The sequence below is a fragment of the Catenuloplanes niger genome, from assembly GCF_031458255.1.
GTDB classification, from domain to species: domain Bacteria; phylum Actinomycetota; class Actinomycetes; order Mycobacteriales; family Micromonosporaceae; genus Catenuloplanes; species Catenuloplanes niger.
Genome location: NZ_JAVDYC010000001.1, coordinates 6,815,560 through 6,840,626, shown reverse-complemented (window position 1 = coordinate 6,840,626; position 25,067 = coordinate 6,815,560). Strand labels below are relative to the sequence as shown.

Below are 25,067 nucleotides of genomic sequence, written 5' to 3'. Positions count from 1 at the left end.
GGTGATCACCGATGCGACATCCGTCGAGCCGGTATGCGGTCGGCGCATACCGGGTCCGCGGAGGATGAATTGTTGCGCACCACATACTCGGTATGCATACTCCGTAGGCATGTCCATTCGTCATGGCCTGCTGGCGCTCCTGGAGCGCGGACCCATGTACGGCTACCAGTTGCGCGCCGCGTTCGAGGAGAGCGTGGGCGGCACCTGGTCGCTGAACATCGGGCAGGTCTACACCACGCTGTCGCGGCTCGAACGCGACGAGCTCGTGCACCCGCTGCCGGAGAACGACGGCGGCCAGCGGCCGTACGAGATCACCGGAACCGGCCGGGCCGAGCTGGCACGCTGGTTCGCCACCCCGCTGGAGCGCACCGACCGGCCCCGCGACGAGCTCGCGATCAAGCTGGCGCTGGCGATGACCACGCCGGGGGTGGACGTCGGCGCGGTCGTGCAGAGCCAGCGCACCGCCGGGGTCCGGGCCCTGCAGGAGTACACCCGGCTGAAGCGCCGCCAGGACACCGGCGATCTCTCCTGGCGGCTGGTCCTGGACGCGATGATCTTCCAGTGCGAGGCGGAGATCCGCTGGCTGGACCACTGCGAGGCGACCGTCCTGCGCTACCGGCCGGCCCCGGCCGTGAAGCCGGCGGAACGGGACGCGAGCGCCGAGGACCGCGAAGGAGCCGGCCGATGAGCGACGCGGTACTGGAGATCGCCGACGTCCACCACACCCACGGCACCGGCGCGGCCGCGGTGCACGCGCTGCGCGGCGTCACGCTGCGGGTCCGGCCCGGCGAGCTGGTCGCGATCATGGGGCCGTCCGGGTCCGGCAAGTCCACGCTGCTCAACCTGGCCGGCGGCCTGGATCGCCCGGCCGCCGGCGAGGTCCTGGTCGAGGGCCGGGCGCTCGGCACGCTGAGCAACCGCGAGCTGTCCCGGGTACGCCGCCGGACGATCGGCTACGTGTTCCAGGACTTCAACCTGCTGCCCAGCCTCACCGCCGCGGAGAACGTGGCGCTCCCGCTCGAACTCGACGGCGTCGGCATCCGGGCCGCCCGCCGCGCCGCGATCGCGTCGCTGTCCGAGGTCGGGCTCGCGGACCTGGCCGCCCGCTTCCCGGACGAGATGTCCGGCGGTCAGCAGCAGCGCGTCGCGATCGCCCGGGCGCTGGTCGGCGAGCGCCGCCTGGTGCTGGCGGACGAACCGACCGGCGCGCTGGACTCGCAGACCGGCGAGGCCGTGCTGCGGGTGCTGCGGGAGCGCGTCGACGCGGGCGCGGCCGGCCTGCTGGTCACGCACGAGGCCCGGCACGCCGGCTGGGCCGACCGGGTGATCTTCCTGCGCGACGGCGTCATCGTCGACTCGTCCGGCCCGCTCGGCAGCGCGGACGACCTGCTGGAGCACACCACATGAGGTCCTGGTTGACCGCGCTGCGGATCTCCCGGCGTGAGATGCGCCGCGCCAAGGGCCGGTCCGCGCTGGTGGTGGCCATGATCGCGGTGCCGGTCTGCGCGCTGGGCTACGCGGCCGCGTCCTACGACATGCTCACGCTCACGCCGCCGGAGACCGCCACCCGCACGCTCGGCGCGGCCGACGCACTGCTGCTGCCGCGGCTCGACGAACCGATCGTGCAGGGCGCCGACGGTGAGCAGTGGATGCCCGCCGCGGCCGACAGCAGCGGCGACGGCCGCACCGGCATGACCGAGGCGGAGGCGCTCGACGTGCTGCCCGCCGGCAGCCGGGTCGTGCCGATGTCGTTCGGCGGGGCGGAGTTCCGCACCGCCACCGGCGGGTTGGCCCCGGCCGAGACGGCGCAACTGGACCTGGCCGACCCGATCTTCGAGGGCATGATCGAACTGCTGGACGGCCGCGCCCCGTCCGCGCCCGGCGAGGTCGCGATGTCCGAGGCCGCCCGGGCCCGGTTCGGCGACACGATCGAGTCCCGCGAGCGGGACCGCTCGTGGACCGTGGTCGGCACCATGGAGTTCCACGCCGACCTGGGCGAGTTCTTGGTCTTCCCGCCCGGCACGTTCCCGGAGCCCGGCGTCGAGGGGTCGGGTCAGTGGCTGGCGGACACGCCGGAGCCGATCGACTGGGTCCAGGTCAACCAGATCAACCGGCGCGGCGTCGCGGTCACCTCCCGGGCCGTGCTGCTCGACCCGCCGGACCCGTCCATCACGGCGCTGCCCTGGGACGGCTCCGCTCCCCCGGAGCGTGGCCTGAACATCGTGACGGTCGTCTCCGGTCTCGCCATGCTGGAGATCATCCTGCTGGCCGGGCCGGCGTTCGCGGTCGGCGCGCGGCGCCGGCAACGGTCGCTGGCGCTGGTCGCCGCGAACGGCGGCACCCGCGCCCACCTGCGCCGCATCGTGCTCGCGGACGGACTGACGCTCGGCTTCACCGGCGCGGTCGTCGGCGTGGTCGCCGCGGTGCTGCTCGCCGTGCTGGCCCGCCCGGCCGCGGAGGAGCTGGTCGCCGGCGCCCGGTTCGGCGGATACCGCTTCAACCTGCCGATGCTCGCCGGGATCGTGCTGCTGGCCGTGGTCACCGGCCTGCTGGCCGCGACCGTGCCCGCGTTCACGGCCGCGCGCGCCGACGTGGTGGCCGCGTTCACCGGGCGCCGCGGCGTGGTCCGGTCCAAGCGCCGCTGGCTGATCACCGGGCTGGTGCTGACCGCCGCGGGCGCGGCCGTCACGGCGCTCGGCCCGCAGGACAGCGCGGACTGGGGTGCCCAGCGGATCGTGGCCGGCCTGGTGCTGGCGCAGCTGGGCCTGGTGCTGTGCACGCCGTCGCTGGTCGGGTTGATCGCCCGGCTCGGCGGCGTGCTGCCGCCGGCGCCGCGGATCGCGCTGCGCGACACCGCGCGCAACCGGTCGTCGTCCGCGCCGGCCGTCTCCGCCGTGATGGCCGCGGTCGCGGGCACGGTCGCGATCGGTGTCTACCTGGTCAGCACGGCGGAGAAGGACGAGGCGGGCTACCTGGCCGGGCTTCCGCGCGGCTACGTCGGCGTCGACTACGAGAACTACCGCGACGACTACGACCCGGCGTCCGAGGACCGGGCCCGCGCCGCGGTCGAGCGCCTGCTCCCGGGCGCCGCCGTCACCGAGATCTCCGCGGCCGGCTGCGCGGACCCGGCCACGTACGAGAACTGCAACCTGGTCGCGATCCGGCCACCGGCCACCCGGTGCCCCGGCGACGAACGGGAACCGGCCACCCGGGAGCAGGTCCTGGCGCTGGCCGAGGACCCGCGGTGCGAGCGGACCTGGCACTTCAGCGGCCCCACGTTCCGCGACGCGGTCGGCGGCCGGGAGACGCTGGTCGCGCTGACCGGCGCGTCCGGGCCGGACCTCGACCGGGCCGTGGCCGTGCTGGACCGCGGCGGCGTGGTGGTCGGCGATCCGTCGCTGCTCGACGACGGCATGGCCCTGCTGCAGGTGCTGCGCACCCGGCCCGGCGCCGACGAGGCGGAGTCCCGGGAGATCGCGGTGCCCGGTTACCTGCTGGAGTCCGGCCGGTTCGGCGCCGGCACCGTGCTGTCCCCCGAGGTCGTGCGGCAGGCCGGTCTCGGCACCGCGCCGGCCGGTCTGGTGGTCGCTGCCGGCACCGCACCGGACGTCGGCGAGCTCGACCGGCTCAACCTGGCGCTGGCCGAGGCGGGCAGCGGCACCGCGTTCGTCGAGCGCGGCCCGGCCGGCGACGAATCGCCGATGCTCTGGCTGCTGGCCGCCGCGTCCACGCTGATCACGCTGGGCGCGGCCGGGATAGCGACCGGCCTGGCCGCGGCGGACGGGCGCGCGGACCTGTCCACGCTGGCCGCGATCGGTGCGGCGCCGCGCGTCCGGCGGCTGCTGACGCTGAGCCAGTCCGGTGTGATCGCCGGGCTCGGGTCGCTGCTCGGCGTGGCGGCCGGCATCGGGTCCGCGTTCGCCGTGCTGGCCGCGCGGAACCAGGCGATCGCCGGCGCGTGGCCGTTGGTCCCGCTCTACCCGCTGTCCGTACCGTGGGCGAACCTGGGGTTGATCCTGGTGGTGCCGCTGGTCGCGATGCTCGGCGCGGGCCTGCTCACCCGGTCGCGGCTGCCGATCGAACGCCGCCGCCCGACCTGACCGGTTCCCCGTCGCCGGGCCGGACCGCCCGGCCCGGCCCGGCGACGGGGAAGAATGCACCACATGACCGTTCCGAAGCTGCGCCAGACGGTGCTGGACACCACGGATCCGCGGGCGCTGGCCGAGTTCTACCGTGAGCTGCTGGGCCTCGAGTACCGCGCCGGCGACGAGCCACCCGCGCCCGGCGCGGACGACCCGCTGGGCCGCGACTGGCTGGTGCTGTGCGAGCCCGGCGGCGCGCCCCGGCTCGCGTTCCAGCACGTGGCCGAGCTGCCCCGGCCGACCTGGCCGGCCTCGCGGGAGATCCCGCAGCAACTGCATCTGGATCTCTGCGTCGGCAGCGTCGCGGAGCTCACCGCCCAGCATCCGCGGGTGCTCGCGCTCGGCGGCACGCCACTGCTGGAGCGCCTGGACGACGACGAGCCGCTGCGCGTCTACGCCGACCCGGCCGGACACCCGTTCTGCATCTTCGTAGGCTGACGGCGTGAGCTGAGCCATAACCGTCGAACCGGTGACGGTTACGACAACGTTTCTTCGGTGACCTGACGTGACATCGGAGGACACTTGTGACAACCGTGGGTTTCATCGGGCTGGGCACCATGGGTCAGCTGATGGCGCTGAATCTGGCCCGGGCCGGCACCGACCTCGTGGTCTGGAACCGCACGGCGTCGCGCGCCGAACCGCTGCGCGACGCCGGGGCGCGCGTCGCCGGGTCCGCCGCCGAGGTCTTCACCGGCTCCCAGGTGATCATTCTGATGCTCGCCAACGCCGCCGCGGCCGACGCCGTCCTCGAGGACGCCGACGTCACCGGCCGGATCGTCGTCCACATGGGAACGGTCGCGCCCGAGGACTCCCAGCGCCTGGAGTCGGCCGTCCGGGCCGGCGGCGGCACCTACGTCGAGGCCCCGGTCTCCGGCTCCCGCGTCCCGGCCGCGCAGGGCGCGCTCGTCGCGATGCTGGCCGGCGACCCCGAGACGATCGAGACGGTACGCCCGCTGCTCGCCCCGATGTGCCGGGAGACCATCGTCTGCGGCCCGGTCCCGGACGCGCTCACCATGAAGCTGGCCACCAACATCTTCATGCTCAGCAGCGTCCTGGGCCTGGTGGAGGCGTTCCACTTCGCCGCCCGCAACAACCTCGACCTGCACACGCTGCGCAGCATCGTCGACAACAGCCAGATGACGAGCGACATCTCCCGCGTCAAGTCCACCAAGCTGGAGTCCCGCGACTTCACCATCCAGGGCGGCGCCGCCGACGTCCTGAAGAACCTCACGCTGGTCGCCGGCGCGGCCCGCGCCGCCGGGGTCTCCGCCCCGCTCACCGAGACCATGCACCGCCTGATGGAGGAGACCGTCGTTCTCGGCCACGGCTCCGACGACTTCACCGCCGCCCTCAAGGCCCTGGAGGCCCGCGACTGCTGACCGGCATCGCCGCGGCCGGTCCGGACCACGGCACCCGCCGGTCCCGGCCGGGACGAGAAAGGCCCGGGAACGCCGTGGCGTTCCCGGGCCTCGCAGAGCGGGATCAGGCGCCCGCGGCCGACTTCAGGTCGGCGGCGCGGTCGGTGGACTCCCAGCGCAGCTCGGGGAGCTCACGGCCGAAGTGGCCGTAGGCGGCGGTCTGCTGGTAGATCGGGCGCTTCAGGTCGAGGTCGCGGATGATCGCGGCCGGGCGGAGGTCGAAGACCTCGGAGATCGCCTTCTCGATCCGCTCGACCGGCACGTTCTCGGTGCCGAACGTCTCGACGAACAGGCTGACCGGGTGCGCCTTGCCGATCGCGTACGCCACCTGGACCTCGCAGCGCTCGGCCAGGCCGGCCGCCACGACGTTCTTGGCGACCCAGCGCGTCGCGTACGCGGCGGAGCGGTCGACCTTCGACGGGTCCTTGCCGGAGAACGCACCGCCGCCGTGGCGGGAGTAGCCGCCGTACGTGTCGACGATGATCTTGCGGCCGGTGAGGCCGGCGTCGCCCATCGGGCCGCCGATCTCGAAGCGGCCGGTCGGGTTGACCAGCAGGCGGTAGCCCTCGGTGTCGATGCCGAGGCCCTCCAGCTCCGGCGCGATCACGTGCTCGCGGATGTCCGGCGTGAGCAGCGACTCGAGCGAGATGTCCGAGGCGTGCTGGGTGGAGACCACGATCGTGTCGAGGCGGACCGGGCGGAGCCCGTCGTACTCGATGGTGACCTGGGTCTTGCCGTCCGGCCGCAGGTACGGCACGGTGCCGTCCTTGCGGACCTGGGACAGGCGGCGGGCCAGCCGGTGCGCCAGCGCGATCGGCAGCGGCATCAGCTCGGGCGTCTCCGAGCAGGCGAAGCCGAACATCATGCCCTGGTCGCCGGCGCCCTGCGAGTCGAGCAGGTGGTCGGACTCGCCCTCGCGGGCCTCGATCGCGGTGTCGACGCCCTGCGCGATGTCGGGGGACTGCGCGCCGATCGAGATGCTGACGCCGCAGGACGCGCCGTCGAAGCCCTTCTTGGAGGAGTCGTAGCCGATCTTCAGGATCGTGTCGCGGACGATCGTCGGAATGTCGGCGTACGCCTTCGTGGTCACCTCGCCGGCGACGTGCACCTGACCGGTGGTGATGAGCGTCTCCACGGCGACCCGGGAGGCCGGGTCCTGCGCGAGCAGCGCGTCCAGAATGCCGTCGCTGATCTGGTCAGCGATCTTGTCTGGGTGGCCCTCCGTGACCGATTCGGAGGTGAACAGACGGCGTGCCACGGTGCTCCTCAAGGTAAGTCGAATTGAAACTGCGGATGCAGCCTAGTTGTCTACCAAACCCCTGGGTTTGGGGGGCAAACCCTATGCGGTGGTCGAGCTTAGCTGCCTGACTACCAGATCCAGTACGGCGTCCGCCAGATCTTCCTTGGGCTGCTCGCCCAACTCTGTCACGGAACCGTCAGCAGCCAAAACAGTGGCTTCATTAGAATTCGCGCCGAAAACCTTGTCCGTGCCGACCTCGTTCGCCACGATCAGGTCGGCGCGCTTGCGCAGCAGCTTGCCGCGCGCGTTCTCGACGGTGTCGTGCGTCTCGGCCGCGAACGCGACCAGCACCTGCCCGGGCGCCTTGCGTGCCCCGAGTTCGGCCGCGATGTCCGGGTTGGTGACCAGCTCGATGACCGGGGCCGTACCGTCGTCGGCTTTCTTGATCTTCTGGTCGACGACGGTGGCGGGCCGGAAGTCCGCGGGCGCGGCCGCCATCACGACCACGTCGGCGCCGTCCGCGGCCGCGACGACCGCGCGCCGGAGCTCCTCCGTGGTGCCGACCCGGATCACCTCGGCGCCGGCCGGGTCGGGCAACGAGACGTTGGCTGAGACGAGCGTCACCCGGGCACCGCGTGCGGCGGCGGCCACCGCGAAGGCGTAGCCCTGCTTGCCGGACGACCGGTTGCCCAGGAACCGGACCGGGTCGAGCGGTTCACGCGTGCCACCCGCGGTCACCACGACGTGCCTACCGGCAAGATCGGCGAACTCGGTCCGCAGCCCGGGCGGGGGCGGTCCGGTGAGGGCCGCGGCGGGGACGCCGCGGGACAGCACCCGGCGGGCGAACGCGAAGATGGCCGCGGGGTCGGGCAGCCGCCCCTTGCCGGTGTCCGCGCCGGTGAGCCGGCCGGACGCGGGCTCGATCACCAGGTTGCCGCGCGAGCGCAGCAGCGCCACGTTCGCCACCGTGGCCGGGTGCTCCCACATCTCGGTGTGCATCGCCGGCGCGAAGATCACCGGACAGCGCGCGGTGAGCAGGGTGTTGGTCAGCAGGTCGTCCGCGAGGCCGTGCGCGGCCTTGGCCAACAGGTCCGCGGTGGCCGGTGCGACCACGACCAGGTCGGCGGACTTGCCGATGCGCACGTGCGGGACCTCGTGCACGCCGTCCCAGACCTCGTCGGAGACCGGCTGCCCGGAGAGCGCGGCCCAGGTCGGGGCGCCCACGAACCGCAGCGCGGAAGCGGTGGGCACCACCCGGACCCGGTGACCGGACTCGGTGAGGAGCCGCAGGAGCTCACACGCCTTGTACGCGGCGATTCCGCCCCCGACTCCGAGGACGACCTGCGGACCACCCATCGGTCTTACGGCTGGTCGGTCGGCTCGGCCGTGAGCAGGCCGGAGTTGATCTCGCGCATCGCGATGGAGAGCGGCTTCTCCTGCGGCGTGGTCTCGACCAGCGGCCCGACGTACTCCAGCAGGCCCTCGCCGAGCTGGCTGTAGTACGCGTTCACCTGGCGGGCACGCTTCGCGGCGAAGATGACGAGCGCGTACTTGGAGGTCGTCTTCTCCAGCAGCTCGTCGATGGGCGGGCTGGTGATGCCTTGCGGGTCAGCGATGATTCCCACGGTGTCTTCAAACCCCTACGTCGACGATAAAACGATCAGGCTCGAGGCTGGAACGCTCAAGCTTGAGGCTGTGGCTGCGCCGGCGTCAAGACCGGCGAACTGAGCAACCCTACCAGCTCGTCCGCGGCATGCTCGACGTAGTCGTTGACGATGGTCACGTCGAACATCGACTGCGCGGCCAGCTCCTCGTCCGCGTGCGCCAGCCGGCGGCGGATCGTCTCCTCGTCGTCCGTGCCGCGCCCGATCAGGCGGCGGCGCAGCTCCTCGACCGAGGGCGGGGCGAGGAAGACCAGTTGGGCGTCGGGCATCGCGGCCTTGACCTGCCGGGCGCCCTGGAGATCGATCTTCAGCAGCACGGGTGCGCCCTCGCGCAGCCGGGCCTCGACCGGGCCGCGGGGCGTGCCGTAGAGGTTGCCGGCGAACTCAGCCCACTCCAGCAGCTGGTCGCCGACGCGCAGCCGTTCGAACTCGGGGCGGTCGACGAAGAAGTAGTGCTCGCCCTCGACCTCGTAGTCACGCATGCGCCGGGTGGTGGCCGAGACCGACAGCCAGATCCAGGGCGCACGCAGCCGGATCAGCTCGATCACGCTGTCCTTGCCGACCCCTGACGGGCCGGAGAGGACGGTGAGCCGGGCTGGCGGGCGGGCGTCGTCACTCATGCTCACAAGCTAATTCCTACACGGTGCCCCGTGCGGGCCTGCAGCGAACCCCGGATTCCCGGCGTCGAGCAGCCCCGCACGGAGCGAATTCCGCGGTCAGTTCGACGCGAACTCCGCGAGCAGAGCCTTACGCTGCTGCTCGCCGAGGCCACGAAGGCGACGGCTCTCGGCGATCTTGAGCTTCTCCATGATCTGGGTGGCCCGGATCTTGCCGATGCCCGGCAGCGCCTGGAGGACGGCCGAAACCTTCAGCTTGCCGACGACGTCGTCGCCCTCCGCACGGTCGAGCACGGACGCAAGGGTCGTCTTGCCCTGCTTGAGCTCCTCCTTGAGCTGAGCACGAGCCTTACGGATCTCAGCAGCCTTCTCCAGCGCGGCAGCACGCTGTTCGGGGCTCAGTGACGGGAGCGGCACCAGTTCTCCTCAGGTCCCTTACGCGCCGGCATCCACTACCGGCGCTCTGTGAAACGTGGTGTGACCAGGAACCAAAGGGGCATGTGGTTCCCAGCGCGGGGAAAACTAGCGGTCAGCGCCGCATTCGGCAACGTGGGCACACCATGATCGACAAAGCGTGACTAGGCAATTACTCAGCTCGCGGCGGACAATGCCGCCCGGACGTCGTCCAGCGCCCGGTCCGCGGCGGCCCGCAGCCCGGCGATTTCCGGACCCTTTCCGAGAACTTCGCGCGAGTACGACGGAAGCACCGAGCCGATCGCGGAGCCGAACACGGTGCGTAGGTCCTGAGCGGTACCACCCTGGGCCCCGAGACCCGGCGCGAGCAGCGGACCGTTCACCCGAGAAAGATCATGTCCGGTGTCACCCACCGTGGCGCCCACCACGAGACCCATGCTGCCGATCGGCGTCGCACCCGCGTTGAGCTGGGAAATCTCGTCAATCACGGTTTGCGCGACGGTCCGGCCGTCCGCGGCGACCGCGCGCTGAACGGAACCGCCTTCCGGATTTGACGTGAGCGCGAGAACGAAAACGCCGCCGCCATTCTTCGCCGCCAGGTCGAACATCGGAGCCAGCGATCCGACGCCGAGGAACGGGCTGGCGGTGATCGCGTCGACATAGAGCGGGCTGGATGGGTCGAGGTACGCCGCCGCGTACGCCGCGACCGTCGAGCCGATATCGCCACGCTTCACGTCCAACAGGACAAGCGCTCCGGCCTCGCGTAACTGTCGGATAATTGACTCCAGGACGGCGAGTCCCTTAGATCCGAATTGCTCGTAAAAGGCCGATTGCGGCTTGAACACCGCCACCCGGTCCGCGAGCGCCTCCACCACGGTCTCGCTGAACCGGGTCAGGCCCGCTACGTCGTTGCTCAGACCCCATCGCTCCAGCAGGCCCGCGTGCGGGTCGATCCCCACGCACAGCGGGCCGCGCGCGGCCGTCACCCGGTCCAGCCGGACCCCGAAGCTCTCCACGGGCACACTCCTCTCCTCGGGCCGCACCGAGCGGCCACGTGGCATTCCTGCTACTAAATCGCGTTTTAGTCCGATAACCGACAGGACGATCTGACGTCGTACCCCCGATCGGGGGTCTTGATTTTCTGCGATTGCTGCTGCACGCCCATCGGCACGTGCAGGCGCGCGTTCGCCGGCCGTCCGGCCGGGCTCCGGAGCGCGCTCGGGCGCCCCGGATCCGGCTAGGACAGCGCCTGGACGGCGGCCGCGATGCCGCGTCCGATCTGGACGATCTGCGCGTCCGTGCTGATGTACGGCGGCATCGTGTAGATCAGGTCGCGGAACGGACGCAGCCAGACGCCCTCCGCCGCGGCCGCCTCCGTGGCGACCCGCATGTCCACCGGGCGGTCGAGTTGCACCACGCCGATCGCGCCAAGCACGCGCACGTCACGAACCGCTGTAAACCCGCTGAGAGGCTCCAGAACGGCCGTGAGCCCCTTTTCCAGGGTGTGCACCCGTCCTGACCAGTCCTGACTCCGCAGCAGCGCGATGGAGGCGTTCGCGACCGCACAGGCCAGCGGGTTGCCCATGAACGTCGGCCCGTGCGCCAGCCCGCCGCCCTCGCCGTCCGAGACGGCCCGGGCCACCTCGGTCGTGCACAGCGTGGCGGCCAGCGTCAGGTAGCCGCCGGTCAGCGCCTTGCCCACGCACATCACGTCCGGCGTGACACCCGCGTGCTCGGCGGCGAAGAACGCGCCGGTCCGGCCGAAGCCGGTCGCGATCTCGTCGAAGATCAGCAGGATTCCGTGCCGCGCCGTGACCTCCCGCAGGATCCGCAGGTAGCCCGGGTTGTGGAAGCGCATCCCGCCGGCGCCCTGCACCACCGGTTCGACGATCACCGCGGCCAGCTCGTCCGCGTTCTCCGCCACCATGCGAACGAGTGAGTCCGCGTAGGACCCATCGACCGGGGAGTCGAAACCACCCGGTGGTGGCGGCGCGAAGACCTGCCGCGGCAGCACGCCGGTCCACAGCGCGTGCATGCCGCCGTCCGGATCGGTCACGCTCATCGGGTGCCAGGTGTCGCCGTGGTATCCGCCGCGCCAGGTCGCCAGCCGCTGCCGCGCCGGCCGGCCGACGCCACGCTGGTACTGCAGCGCCATCTTCGCCGCGACCTCGACGCTGACCGAGCCGGAGTCGCAGAGGAACACGTGCTCCAGCCCGTCCGGCGTGAGGTCGACCAGCGTGCGGGCCAGCGTGACCGCGGGCTCGTGGGTGAGCCCGCCGAACATCACGTGGCTCATCCGGCCGAGCTGGTCGCGCACCGCCTCGTCCAGCACGGGGTGCCGGTAGCCGTGGATCGCCGACCACCAGCTGGACATGCCGTCGATGAGCTCGCGGCCGTCCGCGAGCGTGAGCACCGCGCCGGCCGCCGCCGAGACCACGAAGGGCTCGGAGCGGCCGGGCATCGGGCCGTAGGGATGCCAGACGTGCGCCCGGTCCAGCCGCAGCAGCTCGTCCGGCGCGGTCATCGCCGGACCGAGGCCGCGGCTCGCACGAGCGCCGGCCCGCCGTAGATGAATCCGGTGTAGAGCTGGACCAGCGAGGCGCCCGCGTCGAACATCCGGGCCGCGTCGTCCGGCGTCATGATCCCGCCGACCCCGATGATCGGCAGGCGCCCGCCGGTCTGCCGGTGCACGAACGACACCACCTCGCGCGCCCGCGCGGTGACCGGCCGGCCGGAGAGGCCGCCGGTCTCCGCGGCGGTCGGCTGGTCGACCGGCGCGAGGCCGTTCCGGGCCAGCGTGGTGTTCGTCGCGATCAGGCCGGCCACGCCGGTGTCCGCGCAGACCTGCAGCGCCTCGCCGATCGCGTCGTCGGTCAGATCAGGAGCGATCTTCACGAGTACGGGCAGCCCGTTCGCCTCCTTGACCAGCGCGCCGAGCAGCTCGTCCAGGTGCTCGCGCCCCTGGAGCTGCCGCAGGCCGGGCGTGTTCGGCGAGGAGACGTTCACCGCGATGTAGTCCGCGTACGGGTGCAGCAGCCGCAGCGAGGTCAGGTAGTCCTCGACCGCGTCGCCGAGCGGCGTGATCTTGGACTTGCCCAGGCTGATGCCGAGCGGGACCGGCAGCTTCGCCGGGAGCGCGGCGAGCCGTTCGGCCAGCGCCGCCGCGCCCTCGTTGTTGAAGCCCATCCGGTTGATGATCGCGGCGGACTCGCGCAGCCGGAACACCCGCGGCTTGTCGTTGCCGGGCTGGGCCAGAGCGGTGACCGTGCCGGCCTCGACGAAGCCGAAGCCGAGCGCGGGCCACGCGGGCAGCGCGATGCCGTTCTTGTCCATGCCGGCCGCGAGCCCGACCGGGTTCGGGAACCGGACGCCGAACACCTCGACCGGGTTGTCGGTCCCGAACCGCCGGTGCAGCGCCGTGAGCACGGCCGGCCGCGCGCCGAGCTGCGCCAGCCGGTGCAGCGTCCACTCGTGCGCGGTCTCCGCGTCCCCGCCCCCGATCCGGAAGAGGGCGGGTCGCGCGAACTGCTCCCAGATCACTGAGCGGCCTTCAGGGCGGCGTGCAGGTCCTGCAGCGGCCGGACCTGCATCTGGCCGTTGATCGTGGCCTCGATGCCCATCACCGCGGCGGACGCGCCCGGCACCGTGGTGATGCACGGGATGTCCGCGGTGACCGCGGCGCTGCGGATCTCGTAGCCGTCCGAGCGGGCGTGCGCACCCGAGCCCTGCGGCGTGTTGATCACCAGCGTGATCTCCCCGCGCGCGATCAGCTCGACCGCGTTCGTACCCGGGCCCTCGTAGTGCTTCGGCACGATCTCGCACGGGATGCCGTACCGCTTGAGCACCTCGCCGGTCCCGGCGGTCGTGATGATCTCGAAACCCAGGTCGGCCAGCCGCTTGATCGGGAAGATCATGCCGCGCTTGTCCCGGTTGGCGACGGAGACGAAGACCTTGCCGGACGTGGGCAGCGAGCCGTACGCGCCGGCCTGCGACTTCGCGAACGCCTGGCCGAAGCCGGTGTCGATGCCCATCACCTCGCCGGTCGACTTCATCTCCGGGCCGAGCAGGCTGTCCACGCCCTTGCCGGCCGGCGTGCGGAACCGCTTGAACGGCAGCACCGCCTCCTTGACCGCGATCGGCGCGTTGTCGGGCAGGTGCCCGCCGTCGCCCTCGGCCGGGAGGATGCCCTCGGTGCGCAGTTCCGCGATGGTCGCGCCGAGCATGATCCGGGCGGCCGCCTTGGCCAGCGGGACCGCGGTGGCCTTGGAGACGAACGGGACGGTACGCGACGCGCGCGGGTTCGCCTCGAGCACGTAGAGCACGTCGTCCTTCAGCGCGTACTGCACGTTGAGCAGCCCACGGACGCCGACCCCGCGGGCGATCTCCACGGTGTACCGGCGGACCTGCTCCAGGTGCGGCCCGGCCAGCGTGATCGGGGGCAGCACGCAGGAGGAGTCACCGGAGTGGATGCCGGCCTCCTCGATGTGCTCCATCACGCCGCCGAGGTAGACCTCGCCGTCCGCGTCGCAGAGCGCGTCCACGTCGATCTCGATCGCGTCGTCCAGGAACCGGTCGACCAGCACCGGGTGGTCCTCGGAGATCTCGGTGGACCGTCCGATGTAGTCGGCCAGCGTGGGCTCGTCGTAGACGATCTCCATGCCGCGCCCGCCGAGCACGTAGGACGGCCGGACCAGGACCGGGTAGCCGATCTCGTCCGCGATCGCCTTCGCGTCGTCGAAGCTGACCGCGGTGCCGTGGTCCGGCGCGCGCAGCCCGGCCTTGGCCAGGACCGCGCCGAACGCGCCACGGTGCTCGGCCAGGTGGATCGACTCCGGGCTGGTGCCGACGATCGGCACGCCCGCGTCCTTCAGCCGCTGCGCCAGGCCGAGCGGTGTCTGGCCGCCGAGCTGCACGACCACGCCGATCACGCCCGGTCCGCCCGCGGCCTTGCCGGACGTGTCCTCGGAGTGGAACACCTCGAAGACGTCCTCGAACGTGAGCGGCTCGAAGTAGAGCCGGTCCGCGGTGTCGTAGTCGGTGGAGACCGTCTCCGGGTTGCAGTTGACCATGACGGTCTCGAAACCCGCGCCGCGCAGCGCCATCACGGCGTGCACACAGGAGTAGTCGAACTCGATGCCCTGGCCGATCCGGTTCGGGCCGGAGCCGAGGATCAGCACCTTCGGCCGGTCCGACGGCTCGACCTCGGTCTCCTCGTCGTACGTCGAGTAGTGGTACGGCGTCTTCGCGGCGAACTCGGCCGCGCAGGTGTCCACCGTCTTGTAGACCGGGCGCAGGCCGAGGCGGTGGCGCAGCGTCCGCACGCCGTTCTCACCGGCCAGCTCGGGCCGGATCGCGGCGATCTGCCGGTCCGAGAGCCCGGCCCGCTTGGCGGCCCGGAGCAGCGTCTCGTCCAGCACCGGCGCGGCCTCGATCTCGGCCCGCAGCTCCAGCAGCGACACGATCTGGTCGAGGAACCAGGGGTCGATGCCGCCGCTGGCCTCGTGCACCTGCGCGATCGTCGCGCCCAGGCGCAGCGCCCGCTCCACCGTGTACAGCCGGCCGTCGTGCGGGATCCGCAGCGCGGCCAGCGTCTCGTCCAGCGAGTCGGTCGGGTCCGGCGTCGTCCAGAAACCGCCGGACTTCGTCTCCATCGAGCGCATCGCCTTGTTCAGCGCCTCGGTGAAGTTGCGGCCCAGGCTCATCGCCTCGCCGACCGACTTCATCGTGGTGGTCAGCTCCGCGTCCGCGCCGGGGAACTTCTCGAACGCGAACCGCGGGATCTTCACCACCACGTAGTCGAGCGCGGGCTCGAACGCGGCCGGCGTCTCCTTGGTGATGTCGTTCGGGATCTCGTCCAGCGTGTAGCCGATCGCCAGCTTCGCCGCGATCTTCGCGATCGGGAAGCCGGTCGCCTTGGACGCCAGCGCGGACGACCGGGACACGCGCGGGTTCATCTCGATGACGACCAGGCGGCCGTCGGCCGGGTTGATCGCGAACTGGATGTTGCAGCCGCCGGTGTCCACGCCGACCTCGCGCAGCACCGCGATGCCGACGTCGCGCAGCTTCTGGTACTCGCGGTCGGTGAGCGTCATGGCCGGCGCGACCGTGACCGAGTCGCCGGTGTGCACGCCCATCGGGTCGACGTTCTCGATCGAGCAGACGACCACGACGTTGTCGTTGCGGTCGCGCATCAGCTCGAGCTCGTACTCCTTCCAGCCGAGCACGCTCTCCTCGATCAGCACCTCGTGCACCGGGGAGGCGGCGAGACCGGCGCCGGCGATGCGCTCCAGGTCCTCCTGGGTGTGCGGCATGCCGGAGCCGAGACCGCCCATGGTGAACGACGGCCGGACCACGACCGGCAGGCCGAGCTCGGCGACGGTCGCGCGGACCTCGTCCATGCTCTTGCAGACCCGCGAGCGCGGGGTCTCCGCACCGGCCTTGGCCACGATCTCCTTGAACAGCTGCCGGTCCTCGCCGCGCTGGATCGCGTCGATGTTCGCGCCGATCAGCTCGACGCCGTACTTGTCCAGCACACCGTTCTCGTGCAGCGCGACCGCGGTGTTCAGCGCGGTCTGGCCGCCGAGCGTGGGCAGGATCGCGTCCGGGCGCTCCTTCGCGATGACCAGCTCGACGAACTCCGGCGTGATCGGCTCGACGTAGGTGGCGTCCGCGAACTCCGGGTCCGTCATGATCGTGGCCGGGTTCGAGTTGACCAGCGACACGCGCAGGCCCTCGGCGCGCAGCACCCGGCAGGCCTGGGTGCCGGAGTAGTCGAACTCGCAGGCCTGGCCGATCACGATCGGGCCGGAGCCGATGACGAGGACGTGCTTGAGATCGGTCCGCTTAGGCATTGTTCTGACGTCCCTCGACAAGCTCGACGAAGCGGTCGAAGAGGTAGTCGGCGTCGTGCGTGCCGGCTGCCGCCTCGGGGTGGTACTGCACGGTGAAGGCGGGCACCTCGAGCGCCCGCAGCCCCTCGACCACGTTGTCGTTCAGGCAGACATGACTCACTTCGACGCCGCCGAAGTCGGTGTCGATCACGGTGTTCAGCGGCGCCTGCACGGCGAAACCGTGGTTGTGGCTGGTGACCTCGACCTTGCCGGTGGTCCGGTCCAGCACCGGCTGGTTGATGCCGCGGTGGCCGTACCCCAGCTTGTAGGTGTCGAAGCCGAGTGCGCGGCCCAGGATCTGGCTGCCGAAGCAGATGCCGAACAGCGGGACCTTCTTCGTGAGCACCGCGCGGGCCAGCTCGACCGGGTGCTCGGCGGTGGCCGGGTCGCCGGGGCCGGGCGAGAAGAAGACCGCGTCCGGCGAGACCGCGAGCAGCTCCTCGAGCGAGGACGTGGCCGGCATGATGTGCGTGGTCACGCCGCGGGCGGCGAGCCGGCGGGCGACGTTCGCCTTGATGCCCAGGTCCAGCGCGGCGACCGTGTACCGGTGCTCGCCCTCGGCCTGAACCGTGTACGGCTTCGCGGTGGTCACCTCCGCGGACAGGTCCGCGCCGAGCATCTCCGGCTGGGCCTTGACCCGGGCCTGCAGCGACGCCGGGTCCAGGTCGACCGTGGAGATGCCGACCCGCATCGCGCCGCGATCGCGCAGGTGGCGGGTGAGCGCGCGGGTGTCGATGCCGGAGATCCCGACCACGCCCTCGGCGGCGAGGCGCTCGCCCAGCCCGCCGGTCGCGCGCCAGTTGGAGCCGATCCGGGCGGGGTCGCGCACCACGTACCCGGCGACCCAGATCCTGGACGACTCGTCGTCCTCGCCGTTGACCCCGGTGTTGCCGATGTGCGGCGCCGTCTGCACCACCACCTGGCGGTGGAACGACGGGTCGGTCAGCGTCTCCTGGTAACCGGTCATGCTGGTGGTGAAGACGGCCTCGCCGAAAGTCTCCCCCTCCGCGCCGTAGGACTCACCGCGAAAGACGCGGCCGTCCTCCAGGACCAATATCGCGGGCTTCCTCACTTCTGTGCCTTTCCGTCCAGTACCGTCGGCTCGCCGCGCAGGAAGGTGGCGACGATCCGTCCGGGCAGGCTCATGCCCGCGTAGGGGTTGTTCATGCTGCGGCTGGCCGTCTCGGTGGGCACCACGGTCCGGGTCGCCGCCGGGTCCACCAGCGTGAACGTGGCCGGCGCGCCCGGCAGCGGGTCGTGCCCGTGCTCGGTCAGCCCCGCGATCCGGGCCGGCGTGCGCGACATGCGCTCCGCGATCAGGTCCCAGTCGACCGTGCCGTCCCTCTCCAGCGATCCGGTGGACAGCACCACCGAGAGCGCGGTCTCCAGGCCGACCATGCCGGGGCGCGCGTACGCCCACTCGCATTCCTTGTCCTCGACCGCGTGCGGGGCGTGATCGGTGGCCACGATGTCGATGATGCCCTCCGCCAGCGCGGCCCGAAGAGCCTTCACGTCATCCGCGGTACGCAGCGGCGGGTTGACCTTGAACACCGGGTCGTAGCTCTCCGCGCGGTCGTGCGTGAGCACCAGGTGGTGCGGCGTGACCTCGGCCGTGACGCGCACGCCGCGCGCCTTCGCCTGCCGGACCACCTCGACGCTGCCGGCCGTGGAGAGGTGGCAGACGTGCAGGCGGGAGCCGACGTGCTCGGCCAGCAGCACGTCCCGCGCGATGATCGCCTCCTCCGCGACCGCGGGCCAGCCGGTCAGGCCGAGCCGGGTGGCGACCTCGCCCTCGTGCATCTGCGCGCCCTCGGTCAGCCGCGGCTCCTCCGCGTGCTGCGCGACCACGCCGTCGAACGCCTTCACGTACTCCAGCGCGCGGCGCATCAGCCGCGGGTCGGCGACGCAGTGACCGTCGTCGGAGAAGATCCGGACGGTGGCGGCGGAGTCGGCCATCGCGCCCAGCTCGGCCAGCCGCTCACCGGCCAGCCCGACCGTGACCGCGCCGATCGGCTGCACGTCGACCAGGCCCGCCTCGCGGCCGAGCCGCCACACCTGCTCGACCACGCCGGCCGTGTCCGCGACCGGCGACGTGTTCGCCATCGCGCAGACCGCGGTGTAGCCGCCGAGCGCCGCGGCGCGGGAGCCGGTCTCCACCGTCTCCGCGTCCTCCCGGCCGGGCTCGCGCAGGTGGGTGTGCAGGTCGACGAGGCCGGGGAGCGCGACCAGGCCCGTACCGTCGATGATGTTCTGCGGGGTCTCGCCCGTCGGCTCCTTGATCACCCCGTCCTCGATGAGCAGATCACGGGCAGCGCCACCGAGGACGCTGACGTTCTTGATCAGGTACGCCACTTACTTTCCTCCGAGCAGCAGGTAGAGGACGGCCATCCGGACGCTCACGCCGTTGGCGACCTGTTCGACGATCGTGGACCGGGGCGAGTCCGCCACCTCCGGGGAGATCTCCATGCCGCGGTTCATCGGGCCGGGGTGCATGACGATCGCGTGCTCCGGCAGCCGGCGCATGCGCGCGCCGTCCATGCCGTAGCGGCGGCTGTACTCCCGGGCGGACGGGAAGTAGGACGCGTTCATCCGCTCGGTCTGCACGCGCAGCATCATCACCACGTCGCTGGCCGGCAGCACCGCGTCCAGGTCGTAGCTGACCGCCGCGCTCGCGATGTCCGGCGGGATGAGCGTGGGCGGGCCGACGACCGTGACCTTCGCGCCGAGCGTGGCGAGCAGCACCACGTTCGACCGGGCGACCCGGCTGTGCAGCACGTCGCCGACGATCGTCACGTTCAGCCCGGCGAGCCGGCCGAGCCGCTCCCGCATGGTGAACGCGTCCAGCAGCGCCTGGGTCGGGTGCTCGTGCGTGCCGTCGCCGGCGTTCACCACGGAGCCGTCCACCCAGTTCGCCAGCCGGTGCGGGGCGCCGGACGCGCCGTGCCGGATCACCACCGCGTCCGCGCCCATCGCCTGCAGCGTCAGCGCGGTGTCCTTCAGGCTCTCGCCCTTGGAGACGCTGGAGCCCTTGGCGGAAAAGTTGATCACGTCGGCGGAGAGCCGCTTCGCGGCCGCCTCGAAGCTGATCCGGGTACGCGTGGAGTCCTCGTAGAACAGGTTCACCACGGTCCGGCCGCGCAGCGTGGGCAGCTTCTTCACCTCCCGGCCGCCGGTCAGCCGGGCCAGCTCACGCGCGGTGTCCAGGATCAGCGTGGCGTCGGCGGCGTCCAGGTCGCCGGCCTCGCGCAGGTGCCGGATCATGCGTCACTCCCGTACAGCTTGACCTCGTCCGTGCCGTCGATCTCGGCGAGCGTGACCCGGACGCTCTCGCTCAGCGCGGTCGGGATGTTCTTGCCGACGTAGTCGGCCCGGATCGGCAGCTCCCGGTGGCCGCGGTCGACCAGCACGGCGAGCTGCACCGACGAGGGCCGGCCGAGGTCGCCGAGCGCGTCCAGCGCGGCCCGGACCGTGCGGCCGGAGAAGAGCACGTCGTCGACGAGGATCACCCGGTGGCCGTCGACGCCGCCCGGGGGCACGTCCGTGGGCCCGAGCGCGCGGGCCGCCTTCAGCCGGAGATCGTCGCGGTAGAGCGTGACGTCGAGGATGCCGACCGGAACGTCGATACCCTCGAAAGCGTGAATTCGGGCGGCGAGCCGCTTCGCCAGCGGTACGCCTCTGGTGGGAATCCCGAAGAGCACGGTGTCCCGCGCACCCTCGGTCTTCTCCAGGATCTGGTGCGCGATCCGGTCGACGACCCGGGAGACGTCGGTGTCGGTGAGGATCGTCTTGCCTGCTCGGGAAAGCTCGGTTTTGTCCGAACTCACCTGGTCTGGGGCAGCGTCTGGCAACGCCACGTTGGACCTCCTTCCCCGCCTCACTGGACGGGTCGTTAAAGGATGTCTGCGCCGGTCAGCACGCTACGTTACCAGTGTTCCCACACGTCACTCCGGTTGACCTGGGGGTGATCTGACTGACTGCCGACTCAGGAAAGCGAAAAACCGGTCAAGTCCTATGATCTCGCCAACTGGACCGTAATCGCCACTTGACCGCGTGTCTTTAGCGACGTACCGTCACGCAGCGTAGCGATCGCGCGGTGGGTCTGAAGCCCACGCCAGCACTGGAGTGTCCTGATGCCCTCTGAGTACGCCAAGTCTTTGGGCGCCCGCCTGCGCTCTATCCGCCAGCAGCAGGGTCTCTCCCTGCAGGGTGTGGAGGAGAAGTCGAACGGGCGCTGGAAGGCCGTCGTCGTCGGCTCCTACGAGCGCGGCGACCGCGCGGTCACCGTCTCCCGCCTGGCCGAGCTGGCCGACTTCTACCGGGTTCCGGTCTCCGAGCTGCTGCCCGACGGCAGCGGCATCCGGCACGAGCCGACCAACAAGATCGTTCTCGACCTCGAGAAGCTCTACGACGAGGCCGGCGAGGACCTCGCGTACGTCGCCCGCTACGCGCGCGCCATCCAGCAGCAGCGCGGCGACTACAACGGTCGCGTCCTCTCCATAAGGGCTGACGACCTGCGCGCCCTCGCCATCGTCTACGACATCTCCCCCTCCGGCCTGATCGAGCGCCTCACCGAGGCCGGTGTGCTGGTCGCCGACCCGCGCGCCTTCTTCGCCTCCTAAGGCGCTTTAGGCCGCACCGGGCCTCGTACAGCCCGGCCGGCCGTCAGCACCGGGCGGCCCGTGCCCCACTCAGCACGGACCGCCCGACCGACTGAACGTCAAACCGGCCGGCCTCCCCTCCGCCGACCGCATACTCCATCCCCCTCACGCTTCCGGCCCACCGCGCCGCGCATCGCTACGCAGAGCGCCCCCGGGCCCACCGCGCAGCCACCCGCTGCGCGGTTTTCGCACGTACACCCCCGGCCCCGCCGCCATCCCCGGCCCCGCCGCCCTCCGCCAGGACGCCGCTCCGGCCACCCCGCGCCTCGCGGCGCCCCGGCCCCCGGCACTCCACGCCGTAACGATCAGCAGATCTCGGCACGCCGGGCCCCTCCACCACTGCCGCGACACCCGGCTCTTCCACCGCTGTCACGGCACCCCCGGCCGCCGTACTCGCGGCACTCGCGCCGCCACACTCGCGGCCGCCCAGGCCGCCACACGTCGCGCCACCTCCGCCGCCGTACTCGCGGCACACCCTCCGCCACCTGCGGCATCCTTCGCCTCCGACCCGGCACCGCCGGGCAGGAGCGGACCGCGCCGCACGTCAACGTGGTTTCGTTTGTTCACGCTCACGGCTTCCGCCGCCACCGGTCCGGCGCCGACAGGCAGAAGCCGGGCCCGCGCTGCACGTCACCGCACTCTCGCCCTTCGCGCTCAAGCGCACTCTCGCCCTCTCCACCACCTTTGCGGCATCCTTCGCCACCCTCCGCCACCTTTTCACCTTCGCCCTGACGTCAAAGCGGGCGCGAGGACCCGCTGCGCGTCATCGCGGTCTCGTTCTTCGCATTCGCAACGGACTCTCGCGGCATCAGTCCGTTGCGCTCACGGCATCGTCCGCAGCGCTCACGATGTCTCCGGCCACCCTCGCGGCGCTGACGCAGACACGCACGCAGTCTGCCGCCGCCTCCTCGGCATCTCCGCCGCCACCCCGCGCCGACGCGCCCATCCTCACGGCATCCTTCACCGCACCCAGCGCGTATCCCGGCACACCCACCGCATGTTCCGCCGCCCTCACCGCATGGTTCGCCGCTGTCCCGACGCTGGCTCACGCACTCTTCACCGGGCAACGATGCCTGGCGCTAGTCCGAAATATCACCAGATAGCGGGTACCTGTGGCGCCACGACCACTCAATCTCGCGACCCGACGCCGCCACCCCGGCCTGAGCGATCAATCAGGTGAGCAAAAAGTCGATCCACTTCGCTAGATGACCTATCTTCTGCTCACCTGATTGATCGCTCAAGGCTCGCGTTAAGGCGAGCTGCGTTTCAACGAATGCAACGGTTGAGCGATAGACCCACTTTGTCGGAAATTTCGGGCAGTCGGTGTCGACGCCACCTCAGGCCGGACGAGCCGAACGGCTCCGCCGTTCGGGACACGGGCGGCCGGCTCCGCCGTTCGGAACTTGAAGTGACTGACTCCGCTGTTCGGGTCACGCCGTGCTCGGCTCCGCGGGCACGGCGCGCGACGCCGCCCGGCGCAGCCGCTCCGGGATCGACGTGTCGGAATCGGCAACCGACATGGAAACCCTCACGCCTGGCTTCGCCGCTCAGGTCATGTACTGCACCGGCTCCGCCAGCCGGTGCAGTAACGTGCGCCCGGCTCCACCCCTCGGGCGCAGAGTGCCCAGCTCCGCCAGCCGATGCAGAGAATGCGCATGGTCGGCCGCTCAAGCACACGTGCCCGATTCCGATGCCCGGTGCAGAGGACGCTGCCGCAACTCTGCCACTCAAGCACACGCGCCCGACCCCGACACCCGGTGCAGAAGACGCTGCCGCAACTCCGCCACTCAAGCACACGCGCCCCACCCCAACGCCCGGCGCAGAAGACGCCGCCGCGGCTCCGCGCTCAGGGCACAAGTTCCGTCTCCGCCGGGTGCGTAAGGAACGCCGGTCGGCTCCGTCGCTCAGGGCACGAAGCGGCTGGCTGCGTCACCGCGCTTGGAACGACGGGTGCTGCCGCGTGCGGTACTCGCTTCGCCTCGTAGGACCGGAGATGTCTTCGGCACGAAGCGTCCGGTGGATATGACGCCTGGATCGCCCCGTTACCTTTTTGATCAACCCCTTCGGGGTTGTTTGGTCGCTCGGCTCGGTATGGCTCTTTCCCCCTGTCGTACGCATGATCCGGGGGGTGTTGCCGCCGGGTCGGGTGGCGTCGACGGACCGCTGAATAGGGACCCGGCCGCCCCGCTTGCTGGGGTTGGTCTCTTCGTAACGTGGGTGCCGGCAGTTCGACGCCCGACCGCGACTGGACCCCGGTTGACCTGCGGTGATGGAAGGCATGCGGTGCACAACGAGTACGACGTGTTCCTCGGGCTCGACGTCGGCAAGAGCGACCACCACGCGGTCGCCCTCGGCCGGGACGGAAAGCGGCTGCACGATGCGCCGCTGCCGAACACCGAGAAACGTCTGAAGACCCTGTTCACCAAACTCGCCCGGCACGGCCGGGTCCTGGTCGTCGTCGATCAGCCCGCCTCGATCGGCGCCCTGCCCGTCGCGGTCGCCCGCGCCACCGGCTGCCAGGTCGCCTACCTGCCCGGACTCGCGATGCGCCGCCTCGCCGACCTCCACCCCGGCACGGCCAAGACCGACGCCAGAGACGCCTACGTCATCGCCGACGCCGCCCGCACCCTGCCCCACACCCTGCGCCGCGTCGACACCGGCGACGAGACCCTCGCCGAGCTGGAGGTCCTGATCGGCTACGACGACGACCTGGCCGGCGAGGCCACCCGGATCAGCAACCGCATCCGCGGCCTGCTCACCCAGATCCACCCGCCACTGGAACGCATCCTCGGCCCCAAAGTCACCCACCCAGCGGTGCTGGAACTGCTGTCCCGTTGCGGCGGCCCCGCTGGGCTGCGCACGACCGGCCGGCGCGACCTCACCTCGATCGTCGCCCCGAAGGCGCCACGGATGGGAGCCCGGCTCATCGAGCAGGTCCTGGCCGCGCTGGACGAGCAGACCGTCACCGTCCCCGGCACCACCGCCGCCGAGACCGTCCTGCCCCGACTCGCCGACAGCCTCCGGCAGGCCATGCAGCAGCGTGACCAGGTCGCGGACGAGGTCGAACGGATGCTTGATGCCCACCCTCTCGCCGAGGTCCTGACCTCGATGCCCGGCATCGGCGTCAGGACCGGCGCCCGGATACTCCTCGAAGTCGGCGACGCCACCGCGTTCAAGACCGCAGGGCACCTCGCCGCCTACGCCGGGCTCGCGCCCGTGACGCGGCGTTCCGGCAGCTCGATCCGCGGCGAACACCCGCCGAAATCCGGGAACAAGCAGCTCAAACGCGCGTTCTTCCTCGCCGCGTTCGCGTCGCTGTCCCACCCACCATCCAGGGCCTACTACGACCGCAAACGCGCTGAGGGCAAGAAACACAACGCCGCCATCATCTGCCTCGCCCGCCGCCGCGCCGACGTCCTCCACGCCATGCTCCGCACCAAAACCCCGTACCAGCCCAAAACAACCAAGGAATCTGCCCCTGAGGCTTGACGAAAACCATAGGGACACCCCCCCGGCGGAACCGGGCTGAGGTCTGTCTCTCGGGTTACGAAACGCCCGGCTTCGCTGGGCCGGGCGAGCAGCATGGCCATCGACCATGCGCAAATGTCCACCGGGCATAAGACTCGCGGGGTGGCCTGAGGGACAGGACTCGTGGGGTAAGCCGGGGCTTGCGTCGTCCGTCTGGAGCGCGGTTCGGGATCGCCGGTCATCGACGGGCTGAGGGGCGCGCCGCCGCCCACTGAGCATTGCAACTCGCGCTACCGGCCACCGGCGATCTCCGCCACGAGCGCCGCCACCCTCCCGGCTGCCGCTACCGCGTCCTCACCTGCGGTGTCGAACGCCGCCGCTTACCTGAGCCTGCGGACCGCGCTTGTTCACCACTGCCAACGCCCCGACTCGCGCTGCCGGCCAGCAGTGACCCGCAGGTCGCGATGTAGTGTGCGGCTCGCGCCGGCAGGGCCCGCCAACCCCGCAACTCCCATCGTCGAAGGCCAGTGATTCGCAGGCCGCGACGCCAGCCACA

20 protein-coding genes are annotated in these 25,067 nt (G+C 71.3%); 7 read left to right on the top strand and 13 right to left on the bottom strand.

Going from position 1 to position 25,067, the window contains the following annotated elements:
• Positions 1-109 precede the first annotated feature (109 nt).
• From J2S44_RS30390 to J2S44_RS30370, 5 genes are all read left to right on the top strand, one after another.
• Positions 110-688: a PadR family transcriptional regulator gene (locus tag J2S44_RS30390; protein WP_310420867.1), complete on the top strand. Its 579-nt coding sequence runs from the start codon at positions 110-112 to the stop codon at positions 686-688.
• Positions 685-1,407: an ABC transporter ATP-binding protein gene (locus J2S44_RS30385; RefSeq protein ID WP_310420865.1), complete on the top strand. Its 723-nt coding sequence runs from the start codon at positions 685-687 to the stop codon at positions 1,405-1,407. The genes J2S44_RS30390 and J2S44_RS30385 overlap by 4 nt, the downstream gene beginning before the upstream one ends.
• Positions 1,404-4,100, top strand: a complete 2,697-nt coding sequence (locus J2S44_RS30380) for an FtsX-like permease family protein (RefSeq protein ID WP_310420863.1) — start codon at positions 1,404-1,406, stop codon at positions 4,098-4,100. Before J2S44_RS30385 ends, J2S44_RS30380 begins: the two co-directional genes overlap by 4 nt.
• Positions 4,101-4,163: 63 nt before the next feature.
• Positions 4,164-4,580, top strand: a complete 417-nt coding sequence (locus tag J2S44_RS30375) for a VOC family protein (protein WP_310420861.1) — start codon at positions 4,164-4,166, stop codon at positions 4,578-4,580.
• Positions 4,581-4,666: 86 nt separating this feature from the next.
• Positions 4,667-5,521: an NAD(P)-dependent oxidoreductase gene (locus tag J2S44_RS30370; RefSeq protein WP_310420859.1), complete on the top strand. Its 855-nt coding sequence runs from the start codon at positions 4,667-4,669 to the stop codon at positions 5,519-5,521.
• A gap of 103 nt (positions 5,522-5,624) precedes the next feature.
• On the opposite strand, the gene metK is transcribed toward J2S44_RS30370, so the two are convergent.
• The 13 genes from metK to pyrR all read right to left on the bottom strand — a co-directional run bounded on the left by metK (position 5,625) and on the right by pyrR (position 20,239).
• Positions 5,625-6,818 carry a methionine adenosyltransferase gene (gene metK / locus J2S44_RS30365; protein WP_310420856.1) on the bottom strand — a complete coding sequence of 398 codons (1,194 nt, stop codon included), beginning with the start codon at positions 6,816-6,818 and terminating at the stop codon, positions 5,625-5,627.
• An 81-nt stretch (positions 6,819-6,899) separates the two neighbouring features.
• On the bottom strand, positions 6,900-8,156 hold the full coding sequence (coaBC, locus tag J2S44_RS30360) for a bifunctional phosphopantothenoylcysteine decarboxylase/phosphopantothenate--cysteine ligase CoaBC (RefSeq protein ID WP_310420854.1): 1,257 nt from the start codon (positions 8,154-8,156) through the stop codon (positions 6,900-6,902).
• A gap of 5 nt (positions 8,157-8,161) precedes the next feature.
• Positions 8,162-8,425 carry a DNA-directed RNA polymerase subunit omega gene (rpoZ, locus tag J2S44_RS30355; RefSeq protein ID WP_310420852.1) on the bottom strand — a complete coding sequence of 88 codons (264 nt, stop codon included), beginning with the start codon at positions 8,423-8,425 and terminating at the stop codon, positions 8,162-8,164.
• A gap of 56 nt (positions 8,426-8,481) precedes the next feature.
• Positions 8,482-9,084 carry a guanylate kinase gene (gene gmk, locus J2S44_RS30350; RefSeq protein WP_310420850.1) on the bottom strand — a complete coding sequence of 201 codons (603 nt, stop codon included), beginning with the start codon at positions 9,082-9,084 and terminating at the stop codon, positions 8,482-8,484.
• A gap of 96 nt (positions 9,085-9,180) precedes the next feature.
• Positions 9,181-9,498 carry an integration host factor, actinobacterial type gene (gene mihF, locus J2S44_RS30345; RefSeq protein WP_306832627.1) on the bottom strand — a complete coding sequence of 106 codons (318 nt, stop codon included), beginning with the start codon at positions 9,496-9,498 and terminating at the stop codon, positions 9,181-9,183.
• A 173-nt stretch (positions 9,499-9,671) separates the two neighbouring features.
• Positions 9,672-10,511: an orotidine-5'-phosphate decarboxylase gene (pyrF, locus tag J2S44_RS30340; protein WP_310420847.1), complete on the bottom strand. Its 840-nt coding sequence runs from the start codon at positions 10,509-10,511 to the stop codon at positions 9,672-9,674.
• Between the two features lie 221 nt (positions 10,512-10,732).
• Complete coding sequence (locus J2S44_RS30335) at positions 10,733-12,019, bottom strand: adenosylmethionine--8-amino-7-oxononanoate transaminase (RefSeq protein ID WP_310420846.1); 1,287 nt, start codon at positions 12,017-12,019, stop codon at positions 10,733-10,735.
• Positions 12,016-13,032 (bottom strand): quinone-dependent dihydroorotate dehydrogenase, encoded by a 1,017-nt coding sequence (locus tag J2S44_RS30330; protein WP_374728034.1) that lies wholly within the window; start codon positions 13,030-13,032, stop codon positions 12,016-12,018. Before J2S44_RS30330 ends, J2S44_RS30335 begins: the two co-directional genes overlap by 4 nt.
• On the bottom strand, positions 13,032-16,346 hold the full coding sequence (gene carB / locus J2S44_RS30325) for a carbamoyl-phosphate synthase large subunit (protein WP_310420841.1): 3,315 nt from the start codon (positions 16,344-16,346) through the stop codon (positions 13,032-13,034). The genes J2S44_RS30330 and carB overlap by 1 nt, the downstream gene beginning before the upstream one ends.
• Positions 16,339-17,457: a glutamine-hydrolyzing carbamoyl-phosphate synthase small subunit gene (gene carA / locus J2S44_RS30320; protein ID WP_310420839.1), complete on the bottom strand. Its 1,119-nt coding sequence runs from the start codon at positions 17,455-17,457 to the stop codon at positions 16,339-16,341. Before carA ends, carB begins: the two co-directional genes overlap by 8 nt.
• Complete coding sequence (locus J2S44_RS30315; protein WP_310420837.1) at positions 17,454-18,737, bottom strand: dihydroorotase; 1,284 nt, start codon at positions 18,735-18,737, stop codon at positions 17,454-17,456. The genes carA and J2S44_RS30315 overlap by 4 nt, the downstream gene beginning before the upstream one ends.
• Entirely contained in the window at positions 18,738-19,646 is a 909-nt protein-coding gene (locus tag J2S44_RS30310) for an aspartate carbamoyltransferase catalytic subunit (protein ID WP_310420835.1), read from the bottom strand.
• Positions 19,643-20,239 (bottom strand): bifunctional pyr operon transcriptional regulator/uracil phosphoribosyltransferase PyrR, encoded by a 597-nt coding sequence (gene pyrR, locus J2S44_RS30305; protein ID WP_374727921.1) that lies wholly within the window; start codon positions 20,237-20,239, stop codon positions 19,643-19,645. The genes J2S44_RS30310 and pyrR overlap by 4 nt, the downstream gene beginning before the upstream one ends.
• A 276-nt stretch (positions 20,240-20,515) precedes the next feature.
• On the opposite strand from pyrR, the gene bldD reads away from it, so the two are divergent.
• Together bldD and J2S44_RS30295 are read left to right on the top strand one after the other, a co-directional pair.
• Positions 20,516-21,004 (top strand): transcriptional regulator BldD, encoded by a 489-nt coding sequence (bldD, locus tag J2S44_RS30300; RefSeq protein ID WP_033341766.1) that lies wholly within the window; start codon positions 20,516-20,518, stop codon positions 21,002-21,004.
• 2,322 nt (positions 21,005-23,326) lie between these two features.
• Entirely contained in the window at positions 23,327-24,532 is a 1,206-nt protein-coding gene (locus J2S44_RS30295) for an IS110 family RNA-guided transposase (RefSeq protein ID WP_310412446.1), read from the top strand.
• Positions 24,533-25,067: the final 535 nt, after the last annotated feature.

Bases quoted from the DNA above. Each gene is read 5' to 3' on its own strand.
- J2S44_RS30390 (WP_310420867.1), top strand. From the start codon at position 110: ATGTCCATTCGTCATGGCCTGCTGGCGCTCCTGGAGCGCGGACCCATG.
- J2S44_RS30385 (WP_310420865.1), top strand. From the start codon at position 685: ATGAGCGACGCGGTACTGGAGATCGCCGACGTCCACCACACCCACGGC.
- J2S44_RS30380 (WP_310420863.1), top strand. From the start codon at position 1,404: ATGAGGTCCTGGTTGACCGCGCTGCGGATCTCCCGGCGTGAGATGCGC.
- J2S44_RS30375 (WP_310420861.1), top strand. From the start codon at position 4,164: ATGACCGTTCCGAAGCTGCGCCAGACGGTGCTGGACACCACGGATCCG.
- coaBC (WP_310420854.1), bottom strand. From the start codon at position 8,156: ATGGGTGGTCCGCAGGTCGTCCTCGGAGTCGGGGGCGGAATCGCCGCG.
- gmk (WP_310420850.1), bottom strand. From the start codon at position 9,084: ATGAGTGACGACGCCCGCCCGCCAGCCCGGCTCACCGTCCTCTCCGGC.
- J2S44_RS30335 (WP_310420846.1), bottom strand. From the start codon at position 12,019: ATGACCGCGCCGGACGAGCTGCTGCGGCTGGACCGGGCGCACGTCTGG.
- carB (WP_310420841.1), bottom strand. From the start codon at position 16,346: ATGCCTAAGCGGACCGATCTCAAGCACGTCCTCGTCATCGGCTCCGGC.
- J2S44_RS30310 (WP_310420835.1), bottom strand. From the start codon at position 19,646: ATGATCCGGCACCTGCGCGAGGCCGGCGACCTGGACGCCGCCGACGCC.
- bldD (WP_033341766.1), top strand. From the start codon at position 20,516: ATGCCCTCTGAGTACGCCAAGTCTTTGGGCGCCCGCCTGCGCTCTATC.